Raw genomic sequence first — 11,274 nt, forward strand, 5'->3', positions numbered from 1 at the left:
ATGTGCGCGGCCGACCAGGTCTGCCTCCGGCCCGTCGGCAGCTGCGGCGGTAGCGGTCAGCGCGTGGTGGACGACTTCCTCTGTCCCCACCTCTACGAGCCGGCCTGCGGCTGCGCCGGACACAGCTACGTCAGCCCCCGCGAGCCGCAACGCCGGGGCGGCGGCGCGCCCCGGCGCCGGCCGTCTTGCGTCCGCCCGTCCCCCACCCACTCTCCCGTCACCCACCCCGACCCCCCCCTCCGCCTCCCCCCCCTTGCCCCCCCCCCCCACGTCGTCGGTCATCCCCTCCATCTCCTAGCCCCCCCCTTCCTTCGCCTTGTCCGCCCCGCCGTATCCGCGGACGTCCATGGCCGCCGCCGTGAACCCCGACCGCGCGATCGGGCCCATCTGGTGGCGCCACGAGTACCAGCTCTCCGGGAAGCCGTGGACCATGAGCACCAGCGGCCCCTGGCCTTCCACCGCCACACGGATCTTGGCGTCACCCGCATCGATCGTGCGGAATTCCGGCATGCGCATCTCCCGAAGCGTGGTCGGGGCATGCTTCGTCCGCAGCTGTCGAACTGGCAAGACTAACCTCGCGGCAGGCCCTGCGGCGTGCGCGGCAGGGCCGCCTAACGGGGCGTCACCGTTGACCTCCCCCGCCGCCGCGCGAACAGTCACTCCAATTAGGAGGAGCGCGCCCATGGTCTCGCTGATCGAGAAAAGCACCGGGTTCGAGCACACGATCGTCACGCTCGAGGATCACGTCGCCACCATCACCCTCAACCGGCCCCACCGGCGCAACGCGCTGAACTTCCCGGCCTATGACGAGCTGGAGCAGAGCCTGCGGCTGGCCGCCGCCGATCCGGACGTCCGCTGCGTGATCATCACCGGCGCCGACCCGTCTTTCTGCTCGGGCGACGACGTCGGCGAGATCATGGCCGGGCCGAAACCGGTCTCTCGCCAGCCCATGCCGGTGACCTTCACCGTGACCCCGGCGGCCATCGCGGCGCTGGACCTCGACAAGCCGCTGATCGCCGCCGTCAACGGCGCGGCCGTGGGCTGGGGCATGGAGCTGGCGCTGTTCGCCGACATCCGCATCGCCTCGGAGAAGGCCAAGTTCGGCGAGCTGTTCGTCAAGCGCGGCCTGGTCTGCGACGTGGGCGGTTTCTACCGCCTGCCCGCCGTGGTCGGCCCCGCGAAGGCCGCGGAGTTGCTGTTCACCGGCGACATCATCGACGCGGCCGAAGCGCTGCGCATCGGCCTCGTGACCCAGGTCACGCCGCACGACCAGTTGCTCGCCACCGCCAAGGTGATGGCCGGCAAGATCGCCGCCAACCCGCCGTTGGCCGTGCGCCACCTGAAGGCCGGCCTCTCGAAGTACGCCTACGGCGACCCGCGCGAGATCGGGGCCTGGGCGATCGAGAAGATCCGGCTGCTGATGCAGACAGAGGACCACAAGGAGGGTGTCGCCAGCTTCATGGAGAAGCGCGAACCCGTCTTCCAGGGGCGCTGAAGATGAGCGAAGGCAGAACCGTCAAGGGGCTCACGGCCCTCGTCACCGGCGCGGGCAGCGGCATGGGCAAGGCCACGGCCGAGGTGTTCGCCGCCGATGGCGCGAACGTGGCCGTCACCGACCTCACGCTGGAGACCGCCCAGCCGGTCGCGGACGCGCTGAAGGCCAAGGGGCTCTCGGCGCACGCCTGGGCCCTCGACGTCTCCGACCCGGAGTCGATCCGCCGCGTCATCGGCGAGATCGTCGAGAAGTTCGGCGGCCTGGACAGCGTGATCAATAACGCCGGGATCTCGGCCTTCTCGCCGATCGACTCCGCCGACTACGACGCCGTCTGGGACCGCTCCATCTCGGTGCTGCTGACCTCGCACCAACGGATCATCCGCGCCGCCCTGCCGCACCTGCGCAAGTCCACTGCCGGGCGGATCGTCAACATCGCCTCCACCGAGGCCCTGGGCGCCACCAGCCGCGACAGCCCCTACTCGGCCGCCAAGGCCGGTGTCACGGGCTTGACCCGCGCCCTGGCCGTCGAACTCGGGCCTGAGGGCATCACGGTCAACTGCATCTGTCCTGGCCCGATCATGACCGGCATGACCGCCGGAATCGCCGACGCCGATAAGCAGACCTTCGCCAAGCGGCGCACGGCCATGCGCCGCTACGGCCGCCCGGAGGAGGTGGCGCACGTGACGCTCAGCCTCTGCCTGCCCGCCTCGACATACATCACGGGCGTCACCATTCCGGTGGACGGTGGCCTGATGGCCAGGAACGCCTAGAACGTTGCGGGAACATTGCCGTGTGCTAGGCTGAGCGCCAACTGATCCAGGGAGGGCCGAATGCTCGGCTATGTGACGATCGGGACCAACGATTTCGACAGGGCGACCGCCTTCTACGACAAGGTGCTGGCCGGGTTGGGCGGCAAGCGCGGCATGGGCGGGGAGCGTATGCAGGGCTACGTCGCCGAGGGTGGCCCGATGATCATGGTCTGCAAGCCATACGACGGCGAGGCCGCCACAGGCGGCAACGGCACCATGTTCGCTCTGACCGCGCCGTCGCGGGACGTCGTGGACAAGGTCCACGCCGAGGCGCTGGCCGCCGGCGCTAGCGACGAAGGCGCCCCTGGTGAGCGGATGCCCGGTTTCTACGGCGCCTACTTCCGCGATCCGGACGGCAACAAGCTCTGCGTCTTCAAGATGGGCTGAGGCGTCGCGGCGCCCTATGATCCCGGCCGGCGGGAGGGTGCGCATGCGGGGGAGGATCTTCGGCGGGCTGTTGTTCGCGGCCCTGCTGCTGGCGGGCTCCGCCGCCGCCGCGCAGCCCTATAAGGCCCCGCGTACAGCTTTCGGCGCTCCGGACCTGCAGGGGACGTGGAACAGCGACTCCATGACGGTCCTGCAGCGGCCTAAGGCCTTCGCGGCCCTGGTGGCGACCCCTTACGAGGCCGCGGCCTACGAGGCCAAGCGCTACGCCCGGCACGCCAAGGTCATCGGCCCCGTCGTCCCAACGCGCCCGCGCCGGAAGAGGACAAGGTCACCGACGACGACCGCTTCGACACGCCCCGCGGCTTGGCCCGCGTCCGCGGCGAGATCCGCTCATCGTGGATCGTCGACCCCGCCGACGGTCGGCTGCCCTACACCGCGGCCGGCCGCGCCGCCGCCGAGCAGGCGCTGAAGGACGAGGAGGTCTATGACCACCCCGAGGGCCGGCCATTCGACGAGCGCTGCCTCCTGGGCGGCGGCGGCGGGGTCGCGCCTCCGATTATCAACCGCGACCTCATCATGATCGTGCAGACCCGCGACAGCGTCGTCCTGTTCGGCGAGCAGAACCACGAGGCTCGGATCATCCGCATCGGCGCGGCACGCGCGCCCGCGGCGCTGCGGCCGTGGATGGGCGAGGCGATCGGCCGGTGGGACGGCGACACCCTGGTCGTGGAGACCATCAACCTCAGCCCGCGCGACGGCTGGCGCTGGAACGCGATGGAGTGGATCCGCCTCTCCCCCGAGGCAAAGATCACCGAGCGGTTCACCCGCACCAGCGCCGGCGAGATCCTCTACGCTTATGTGGTCGAGGACCCGGCGACCTACACGCAGGCCTGGCGCGGAGAGATGCCGTTGCACGCTACCACCGCCCCGATCCTCGAATACGCCTGCCACGAGGGGAACTATGCGCTCAGCAACATCCTGGCGGGCGGCCGGACTGCGGACCAGCGCAACGCCAAGGGCCCTGCGGCCACGGCGCCGTGACAGCGCCGGCGACGGTGCTAGGGTCCTGGATCGCGGTGACTCGGGGGATCGTAATGACAACGAAATGGGCGCTGGGCGCCGTGTTGGCCCTGGCCATCGGGGCGCCTCAGGCGCTGGCTCAAGCGCAGGATTTCAGCAAGGTCGAGGTCAAGGCCGCCAAGGTCGCCGGCAACGTCTACATGCTGACCGGCGCCGGCGGGAACATCGCCGCTGTCGTAGGCCCGGACGGGATCGTCATCGTCGACGACCAGTTCCTGCCCCTGGCCGACAAGATCCGGGCGGCGCTCAAGGGGATCAGCGACCAGCCGGTGCGGTTCGTGATCAACACCCACTACCACTACGACCACGCCGGCGGGAACGCCGCCTTCGGCGGCGCCGGCGCGACCATCGTGGCGCAGGACAACGTCCGCAAGCGCCTTGCCGCGGGCGGGATCATGGGCAACGGCGGCTCGATGAAGCAGACGTCGGAGGCCCAGCCGCCCGCCGCCCTGCCCATCGTGACCTTCGGCCACGACCTCACCCTGCACCTCAACGGCGAGACCATCCGGGCGATCCACGCCCCGCACGGCCACACCGACGGCGACGCGATCGTCTACTTCCCGCGCGCCAACGTGGTGCATACCGGCGACGTGTTCGTCACCTACGGCTTCCCGTTCATCGACATCCCGGGCGGCGGAACCAGCGCCGGGATCATCGCCGGTCTCGAGGCGATGCTGGCCCATGTACCCGCCGACGTGAAGATCATCCCCGGCCACGGGCCGGTCTCGGCGCCGGCGGACGTGCGCAAGTACATCGCCATGCTCAAGGCTACGCGGGCGGCCGTTCAGGCCGGCATCAAGTCGGGCAAAAGCCTTGAGGCGCTGAAAGCCGCCAAGGTGCTGGCGCCCTGGCAAGCCAACGCAGGCGGCTTCATCACCGCCGACCTCTTCACCGAGACGCTCTACAACGAGCTGACCGGGCAGCCGGGCGGGGCGCCGGTGAAGCACAACTGAGCCGGCCGGTTCGCCGATGACCGTCCAACGCATCCAGTGGCTGCTCGCCAGCGTCTTCTTCCTGCTGGGCGGCTGGTGCCTGGTCTCGCCCTCGAGCGTCATGGCGCTGACCATCCAGCCAGCCTACCGCACCGACCATCCCGTGGCGATGATCGCGCTAGGCGCCTTCGGGGCCCAGGCGATGATCGCCGGCCTGTTTGCGGCCTTCTCGCGCTTCACCCGCACGACGTTCCTCGCCTACGGCATCGGTCTCCTGCCGTTCTTCGTATTCGACTACTGGTTCTACTTCGTGGAGCCGGTCTTCACCCTGGTGGGCATGCTGGACGCCGTCGGCAACGTGATCATGCTGGGCCTCTGCGTCCTGGGCTGGCGCGCGGCGGGGCCTACTTCCCGGTGAACTTCCCCGGCCGCTTCTCGCGAAACGCGGCGACGCCTTCGCGGAAGTCGTCGCTGCGGGCGGCCAGCAGATACTGGTCGCGGTCCATGTAGATCGAGGCCTGGGCGGTCGCGGCGGTGACGGCGTTGACCGCCTCCTTGGTCATCCGGATCGGCAGCGGCGGCAGAGCGGCGACCTTGGCGGCCCAGCGGCGCGCGCCCGTCAGCGCCTCGCCCCTGCCCGTCACCTCGTCGGCGAACCCCCAGGCCAGGGAGCGTTCGGCGTCCACGGCCTCGCCGAACATCACGAACTGCTTGGCGCGCGACGGCCCCACCAAGGCGGCGATGCGCGGAATCGAACGCCAGCTCATGTTGATCCCCAAAGGAACCTCCGGCAGCCGCAGGTAGGCGCCCTCCCCCATCACCCGGAAGTCGCAGGCCACCACCAGGGCCGCGCCGCCGCCGATGCAGTAGCCCTCGATGGCGGCGATGGTGACCGCCTCGATCTCCTCCCAGGCCCGGCACATGTCCGGGCCCGACATCACCGCGCGGCGGCTCTCCAGCACGCTGGGCTGCTCCACCCGCGCCTGGGTGGCCGAGAGATCGGCGCCGGCCGAGAAGTAGCTGTCGTTGCCGGCGAGGATCACGGCGCGGACGTCGGTGCGCAGGCGCAGCAGCCGCGCGGCCTCGGTCAGTTCCTCCATCAGCTCGCCGTTCAAGGCATTCCGGGCCTCGGGGCGCGCCAGCGCCACCTCCACGATGTCGCCGGACCGCGACACCTTGATGAGCCGCCATTCATGGTTGAAGAGCTTGCCCACGGCCGTCGCCTCCCGCACGCTGGTCGGCGCGCATCTTGGAACGGCGCGCACCCAGGCGGATAGTGCCCATGCGCTTGAACCGACGCGAGATCGTTGCAGCCGGCGCGGTGGCCCTGACGGGTTGTTCGCGCCAGCCTGCGGCCGCGCAACTTCCAACCCCGGCGAAGGGCCCCATGCTGACACGCCCGATCCCCAGTTCCGGCGAACAGATCCCCGTCGTGGGATTGGGCACCTGGCAAGCCTTCGACATCACCTCCGGCGGCGGCGACTGGACCCTGGCTCGGGAGGCCCTGCAGGCGTTCGCCGATGGCGGCGGCAAGGTGGTGGACTCCTCACCGATGTATGGACGGGCCGAAGCGGCGATCGGCGCGCTGGCCGCGGACCTGCAGCTGCGCCCACAACTCTTCCTGGCCACCAAGGTGTGGACCCGGGGCCGCGAGGCGGGCGTCCGCCAGATGGAGGACTCGCGCCGGCTCCTCCAGGCGCCGGTGATCGACCTGATGCAGGTGCACAACCTGCTCGACCTCGAGGCGCACATGCCGACGCTCGCGGCCTGGAAGGCCGAGGGTCGCATCCGCTACGTCGGCGCCACCCACTACACCGAGAGCGGCTACGACGCCCTGGAGGCGGCCATGCGCCGCCACAGGCTGGACTTCATCCAGATCAACGCCTCGGCGGCGGAGCGGGAGGCGGAAGCGCGCATCCTTCCGCTGGCCCGCGAGCGCGGCATGGCGGTGCTGATCAACCGCCCGTTCGCCGGTGGCGACCTCTTCGCCCGCCTGCGCCGCCAGCCGCTGCCGCCCTGGGCGGCGGAGATCGGCGCGGCGAGTTGGGCGCAGGTGCTGTTGAAGTACGTGCTGGCTGACCCGGCGGTCACCTGCGCCATCCCGGGCACCCGCAATCCGCGCCACGTGCTGGACAACCTGGGCGCTGGCTCGGGCGCACTGCCCGATGCGTCCATGCGGCGGCGGATCCTGGACGCCGTCGCCGCGGCCTAGGATTCCTTGCCGATCTTGGGGAAGCTGGGGATCCAGTCCCGCTTCTTCTTCGGCTTTGCGGTGCGTGGCGCCAGTTCGATGATCTCAGATGGCGGGGGCGCCGCGGCCCCTTCAGTGGTCGCCTTCTGCAGGCCCAAGTCGCGGTCGCAACGGTCGTCGCGCTTGCCGATGTCGGCGACGGTCACCGTGACGATGTCACCGCCGCCGGGCTTGTGGGTGTCGATGAGTGCGATCACCGCACGGCGGCTGGGCAGGTTGCAGAACACCTCGCGCGAGGCAAATTGGCCGGGATCCCACGCCGTGCGAGCCGGGCTGAAGGCTTCGGCCCGTCGCTTGACGGCCACCAGCACGGCCTCGCGGATCACCACCGGCTCCCCCGCCCAGACCGACACCGTACATGTGCGCTCGCCGGGCTTGCGGTAGATGGCGACGTCCTCGCCCTGGATGGTCTCCACCGGCGCCCCGTCGAGGATCGCGGCGAAGCACGCGCCCGTCGCAGACCGCGCCTCCTCGACCGGGTCGGCATGGGCCACGGCGGCCGGGAGGACGAGCAGGGCTGTGAGGACGAGTGCGCGCATTGGGTTCCGTTCGCCCACCAACAGGGCAGGGATATGGCGATTCAGCCGGTGTTCCGCAGACCCGAGGCCACGCCCGCCACGGTCAGCTGGATCGCCAGCTTGAGCTGAGGGTCGTCGTCGCCAGCCCTACGCCGCGCCAGGAGTTCGACCTGCAGGTGGTTCAGCGGGTCCACCACCTCGGCCGCGAGCGCCACGGATTCGGCCATCTGGGGATGGTTGTCGAGCAGGGCCGCGCCGCCGCGGATCGCCAGCACCAGCTCGCAGGCCTGCGCGTGCTCGGCCCGCACGCGCTCGAAGATCGCCCGGCTGGCCGGTGTCTGGCCGAGCGCGGCGTACTTGGCGGCGATCGCCATGTCGGACTGCGCCAAGGCCACCTCCATGTTCGACAGCATGGCGGCGAACACCTGATCGTCGAGGAGGGTTTTCAGATCGTCGGCGGCAAGCCCCGCCCTGGCCGCGCCGCCGGCGAATCCGTACCAGGCGGGCAGCATGATGCGGGCCTGCGACCATGAGAACACCCAGGGGATCGCCCGCAGGTCCTCGATGCGGCGGCTGGCGGTGCGCGAGGCCGGGCGGCTGCCGATGTTCAGCGTGACGATCTCGGCGATCGGCGTGGCAGCCCAGAAGAAGTCCTCGAAGCCCGCGGTGTCGTAGACCAGCTCGCGGTAGGCAGCGAAGGAGGCCGCCGACAGGGTCTCCAGCATGCTGGCGCACCCGTCGACGCAGACCGGCTCGTCGTTCCGCACGCTGGCCATCAGCGTGGCCGCGGCCAAGCTCTCGAGGTTGCCCGCGGCGGTGGCCCGCTCGCCGAACCGCCTCGCGATCATCTCGCCCTGCTCGGTCAGCCGGATGCGACCCTTCACCGTGCCCGGCGGCTGCGCCAGGATCGCCTGGGCCGCCGGCCCGCCGCCCCGGCCCACCGAGCCCCCGCGGCCGTGGAAATACCAGAGGTCCACGTCCTGCTCGCGCGCCTGGGCCGACAGCGCGGCGGCGGCCTTGGCGACGTTGTGCCGGGAGGCGACGTAACCACCGTCCTTGTTGGAATCCGAGTAGCCCAGCATCACCTCGCGCCACTGGACCTCGCCGAACAGCGCCGGCGGCAGCGGTAGGGCGAGCCATTGGCGCAGCAGGTCGGGGCCATGCTCCAGGTCGCCGATGGTCTCCAGGAGCGGGGTGATGCGCAGGGCGCTTCGGCCATTGTCGCCGCCCTGCACCAGCCCCGCCTGCTTCAGGAGCACCAGCGGCTCCAGGATATCGGACAGGCTCGCTGTCTTGGAAATGATGTAGCTGGACAGCGCCTTCTCGCCGTAGAGGCGCACGACCTCGGCGGCCGCGTCCAGCGCGCCCAGCTCACGCGCTGTCTCCTCGCTGTAGTCCAGGAAGGGGGAGCGCAGCGGCCGGTCGTGGCTGAGTTCCTTGGACAGCACCCGAACGCGCTCGGCCTCGTCGGAACCCAGGTAGTCGATATTAACACCGGCCCGGACGTAGAGTTCGTGGATCATCCGCTCGTGGACGTCGGCGTTCTGGCGCAGGTCCAGCGCCAGCAGGTGGAAACCGCAGGCCCGCGCCACGGCGATCAGGGTGCGCAGGCGCGCCCCGACCACCCGTTCGCCCAGGTGCTGGCGGATCGACTGGCGCACGGTTTCCAGGTCGGCCACGAACTCCGCGGCGTGGGTGTATGGCGTTGTGCCGCCCCAGTTTCCGCCGGCGATCACGTCGGCGGTAGCCGCCAGGCGGTCCCAGATCTCCTGCAGCGCCTTGCGGTACGGCTCGTCCTCGCGCTGGGCGGCGGCGTTTGGCGTAGCCGCGCCCAGGGCCAGGACGCCGGAGCTGGCGGTGGTCAGTTCCCCGCTCGCCGCCATGTCGAACCACAGCCGCCGCACCTCGTCGGAGTAGTGGTTGAGGATCAGCCGGGCCTGGGAGCGCAGCGCCAGCTTCAGGGTCTCGCCCGTGACGCCGGGATGCCCGTCGCGGTCTCCGCCCAGCCAGGACCCGAGGGTGAGCGGCGTGGCGGTCTCGAACCGCTCGCTCCAGCCGTCATAGATGTCCGAAAGAGCCGGCAGGATCGACTCGCGCACCATGGCGAGCGTGTTGCGGATTTCGTCGGCCGGCGTGATCCGCTCCGGGCGATGCATGCGCGTCTTCCAAAGCAGGCACATGGCGCGAAACAGGTCGTCGGTGACCCGCTTGGCTTCGGCCGGCGTCAGGTCGGGCTCGGCTCGGCGCGCCATCAGCCGGGAGATCTCCGCCTCCCGCTCCACCACGGCGCGGCGGCGCACCTCGGTCGGGTGCGCAGTGAACACCGGGGCCACCGTCATCCGCGGCACGATCCGGTCGGCGGCCTTGGCGCCCACCCGCTCGGCCGCCTCGGCCAACGTGGCGGGCAGGTCGCCGCGCGAGGCTTCCGCGGCCCGTCGCCGACCCGCGACATCCTCACCGAGATTCAGCAGCATCGAGGCGCAGGTGAAGGCGCGGGCCAGGTAGACCGCCTGGTCGGTCCGCAGGCCGTGGAACAGCGCCTCCAGCGCCTCTTCGTCGTCCTCCTGAGCGACCGCCTGGGCGCGCCGCACCAGGGCCGCGGCCTCCTCGCCGTCCAGGTAGCGGATGACGTCGGCCAGCAGTCCCTCGAGGTAGTGGACGGCCTCGCCGGCGCCGGGCGGCGTGACCTTCATGTCCATCATCGAGCAACTCCTCCCGCACCCGGCGCCAGCATAGCGGATGCCGAAGGCGCGTCAGCCAGGATCACACCGCGCAGGCCTCGACGCAGCCGTGTCGTCAAGGCGTCGGCGGCTGGCGCGGCGGCGGCGGGATGTAGGTCTTATGGCAGCCGTTGCAGCTGTCATAGACGCGGCCGCCGACCTCGAAGGCCTTCTCGGCGTCCCGCGCCTTGGCCGCTGCCTCGCCCTCCTTGCCGGTGGCGATCATCAGGTCGGAGAACGCGTTCCAGGCAACGCCGCGCGAGTGCGCCTTCAGCGCCTCGCCCGACGTCTGCAGGAGTTGCGCCCCCTTCACGGCCTCGTCCCAGCGGGCGTTCGCCTCGGCCTTGCTCTCGTCCTCGGGCGGATCGTTGCCACCGGCCCAGAACGCCAACGCGCCCGGATTGGTCTCGGCGGCCATGATCTTCTGCACCGGCAGGTCATGGTTCATCACCTGGGCCATGGCCGCCCCGGCCCCCAGGGCCAGGGTCGCAGCGATGAGCAGGCGAACGCGCATTGGGACTCTCCGGTTCACGCCCAGCCTAGTGGCTCAGCGCGCCGGGTCCAGATACGCCCTTAGAACAGGCCAGCGCGCTGGGCGATCACAACGGCGGCGATGATCAGGATCAGAGCCTGGATGATCGTGCCGAAGGGCGACGGCAGCGGGAGCTTCTGCACGGCCCAGGCGATCAGGGCGGCGACGATCAGGACGATCACGGCGAAGATGAGAATGGACATGCGGGCTTCCTTCAGCGGCCAAGCCGCGATGCCCCGCTAAAGCGTGCGCCAAGCTCTAGCGTTCCCGCCGAGGCGGCTAAGCGCCCTTGATCTTGCGGATCAGCGCCACCGTCTCGGCCACGCGCCTCTCGATGCCGGCGTAGTCCTGGGCGTCGAGCAGCGCCTTGGCGATCAGGTTGGAGCCGATCCCGCAGGCGACGATGCCGGCGCCGAACCAGGCCGTCAGCGAGGCCTCCGTCGCCTCGACGCCGCCGGTGGGCATGATCTTGGTCCAGGGCATGGGGCCCAGGATGTTCTTCACGAACTCCGGGCCGCCGACCGAGCCCCCGGGGAAGACCTTGACGATC

13 protein-coding genes and 2 pseudogenes (1 of these 15 cut by a window edge) are annotated in these 11,274 nt (G+C 70.4%); 7 read left to right on the forward strand and 8 right to left on the reverse strand.

Translation table 11 applies throughout. The annotated features are described in order from the left end of the window. Both QZV94_RS16110 and QZV94_RS16115 read right to left on the reverse strand, forming a co-directional pair. Positions 1–41 (reverse strand): annotated as a pseudogene (locus QZV94_RS16110) (alpha/beta fold hydrolase); it reaches 754 nt to the left of the window's first position. Between the two features lie 253 nt (positions 42–294). Then, positions 295–510, reverse strand: coding sequence for an alpha/beta fold hydrolase (locus tag QZV94_RS16115; protein WP_293678972.1), 216 nt, complete (start codon positions 508–510; stop codon positions 295–297). Between the two features lie 172 nt (positions 511–682). On the opposite strand from QZV94_RS16115, the gene QZV94_RS16120 reads away from it, so the two are divergent. The 6 genes from QZV94_RS16120 to QZV94_RS16145 all read left to right on the forward strand — a co-directional run bounded on the left by QZV94_RS16120 (position 683) and on the right by QZV94_RS16145 (position 5,121). Further along, positions 683–1,495 (forward strand): enoyl-CoA hydratase-related protein, encoded by an 813-nt coding sequence (locus QZV94_RS16120; protein WP_293678974.1) that lies wholly within the window; start codon positions 683–685, stop codon positions 1,493–1,495. Positions 1,496–1,497: 2 nt separating this feature from the next. Beyond that, positions 1,498–2,265, forward strand: coding sequence for an SDR family NAD(P)-dependent oxidoreductase (locus tag QZV94_RS16125; protein ID WP_293678976.1), 768 nt, complete (start codon positions 1,498–1,500; stop codon positions 2,263–2,265). Positions 2,266–2,325: 60 nt separating this feature from the next. Continuing rightward, the gene (locus QZV94_RS16130; protein ID WP_293678978.1) at positions 2,326–2,691 is read left to right on the forward strand and encodes a VOC family protein; all 366 of its coding nucleotides are present in this window, start codon (positions 2,326–2,328) and stop codon (positions 2,689–2,691) included. 363 nt (positions 2,692–3,054) lie between these two features. Beyond that, the gene (locus QZV94_RS16135) at positions 3,055–3,732 is read left to right on the forward strand and encodes a hypothetical protein (RefSeq protein ID WP_293678980.1); all 678 of its coding nucleotides are present in this window, start codon (positions 3,055–3,057) and stop codon (positions 3,730–3,732) included. Positions 3,733–3,785: 53 nt separating this feature from the next. Beyond that, positions 3,786–4,724 carry an MBL fold metallo-hydrolase gene (locus QZV94_RS16140; protein ID WP_293678982.1) on the forward strand — a complete coding sequence of 313 codons (939 nt, stop codon included), beginning with the start codon at positions 3,786–3,788 and terminating at the stop codon, positions 4,722–4,724. A gap of 16 nt (positions 4,725–4,740) precedes the next feature. Further along, the gene (locus tag QZV94_RS16145) at positions 4,741–5,121 is read left to right on the forward strand and encodes a hypothetical protein (protein ID WP_293678984.1); all 381 of its coding nucleotides are present in this window, start codon (positions 4,741–4,743) and stop codon (positions 5,119–5,121) included. On the opposite strand, the gene QZV94_RS16150 is transcribed toward QZV94_RS16145, so the two are convergent. Beyond that, positions 5,108–5,917 carry an enoyl-CoA hydratase/isomerase family protein gene (locus tag QZV94_RS16150; protein ID WP_293678986.1) on the reverse strand — a complete coding sequence of 270 codons (810 nt, stop codon included), beginning with the start codon at positions 5,915–5,917 and terminating at the stop codon, positions 5,108–5,110. The two genes, QZV94_RS16145 and QZV94_RS16150, sit on opposite strands and share 14 nt — an antisense overlap. Before the next feature lie 68 nt (positions 5,918–5,985). Between QZV94_RS16150 and QZV94_RS16155 the strand changes: the two genes are divergently transcribed. Then, positions 5,986–6,915 carry an aldo/keto reductase gene (locus QZV94_RS16155; RefSeq protein ID WP_293678988.1) on the forward strand — a complete coding sequence of 310 codons (930 nt, stop codon included), beginning with the start codon at positions 5,986–5,988 and terminating at the stop codon, positions 6,913–6,915. Here QZV94_RS16155 and QZV94_RS16160 read toward each other — a convergent pair. The 5 genes and pseudogenes from QZV94_RS16160 to QZV94_RS16180 form a co-directional block, all read right to left on the reverse strand. Then, positions 6,912–7,493 (reverse strand): hypothetical protein, encoded by a 582-nt coding sequence (locus QZV94_RS16160; RefSeq protein ID WP_293678990.1) that lies wholly within the window; start codon positions 7,491–7,493, stop codon positions 6,912–6,914. The genes QZV94_RS16155 and QZV94_RS16160 overlap by 4 nt on opposite strands. 41 nt (positions 7,494–7,534) lie before the next feature. Further along, positions 7,535–10,174 carry a phosphoenolpyruvate carboxylase gene (ppc, locus tag QZV94_RS16165; RefSeq protein WP_293678992.1) on the reverse strand — a complete coding sequence of 880 codons (2,640 nt, stop codon included), beginning with the start codon at positions 10,172–10,174 and terminating at the stop codon, positions 7,535–7,537. Between the two features lie 94 nt (positions 10,175–10,268). Then, entirely contained in the window at positions 10,269–10,706 is a 438-nt protein-coding gene (locus tag QZV94_RS16170; protein ID WP_293678994.1) for a hypothetical protein, read from the reverse strand. A 59-nt stretch (positions 10,707–10,765) separates the two neighbouring features. Then, positions 10,766–10,927: a hypothetical protein gene (locus QZV94_RS16175; RefSeq protein WP_293678996.1), complete on the reverse strand. Its 162-nt coding sequence runs from the start codon at positions 10,925–10,927 to the stop codon at positions 10,766–10,768. A gap of 76 nt (positions 10,928–11,003) precedes the next feature. After that, positions 11,004–11,274, reverse strand: a pseudogene (locus QZV94_RS16180) (bifunctional 4-hydroxy-2-oxoglutarate aldolase/2-dehydro-3-deoxy-phosphogluconate aldolase); the annotation flags it as partial.

This window comes from uncultured Phenylobacterium sp., assembly GCF_902826855.1.
Classification (GTDB): Bacteria; Pseudomonadota; Alphaproteobacteria; order Caulobacterales; family Caulobacteraceae; genus Phenylobacterium.

Excerpts from the sequence above, each read along its gene's own strand:
- QZV94_RS16170 (WP_293678994.1), bottom strand. The coding sequence starts at position 10,706 with ATGCGCGTTCGCCTGCTCATCGCTGCGACCCTGGCCCTGGGGGCCGGG.
- ppc (WP_293678992.1), bottom strand. The coding sequence starts at position 10,174 with ATGATGGACATGAAGGTCACGCCGCCCGGCGCCGGCGAGGCCGTCCAC.
- QZV94_RS16115 (WP_293678972.1), bottom strand. The coding sequence starts at position 510 with ATGCCGGAATTCCGCACGATCGATGCGGGTGACGCCAAGATCCGTGTG.
- QZV94_RS16140 (WP_293678982.1), top strand. The coding sequence starts at position 3,786 with ATGACAACGAAATGGGCGCTGGGCGCCGTGTTGGCCCTGGCCATCGGG.
- QZV94_RS16120 (WP_293678974.1), top strand. The coding sequence starts at position 683 with ATGGTCTCGCTGATCGAGAAAAGCACCGGGTTCGAGCACACGATCGTC.
- QZV94_RS16175 (WP_293678996.1), bottom strand. The coding sequence starts at position 10,927 with ATGTCCATTCTCATCTTCGCCGTGATCGTCCTGATCGTCGCCGCCCTG.
- QZV94_RS16155 (WP_293678988.1), top strand. The coding sequence starts at position 5,986 with ATGCGCTTGAACCGACGCGAGATCGTTGCAGCCGGCGCGGTGGCCCTG.
- QZV94_RS16160 (WP_293678990.1), bottom strand. The coding sequence starts at position 7,493 with ATGCGCGCACTCGTCCTCACAGCCCTGCTCGTCCTCCCGGCCGCCGTG.
- QZV94_RS16130 (WP_293678978.1), top strand. The coding sequence starts at position 2,326 with ATGCTCGGCTATGTGACGATCGGGACCAACGATTTCGACAGGGCGACC.
- QZV94_RS16145 (WP_293678984.1), top strand. The coding sequence starts at position 4,741 with ATGACCGTCCAACGCATCCAGTGGCTGCTCGCCAGCGTCTTCTTCCTG.
- QZV94_RS16125 (WP_293678976.1), top strand. The coding sequence starts at position 1,498 with ATGAGCGAAGGCAGAACCGTCAAGGGGCTCACGGCCCTCGTCACCGGC.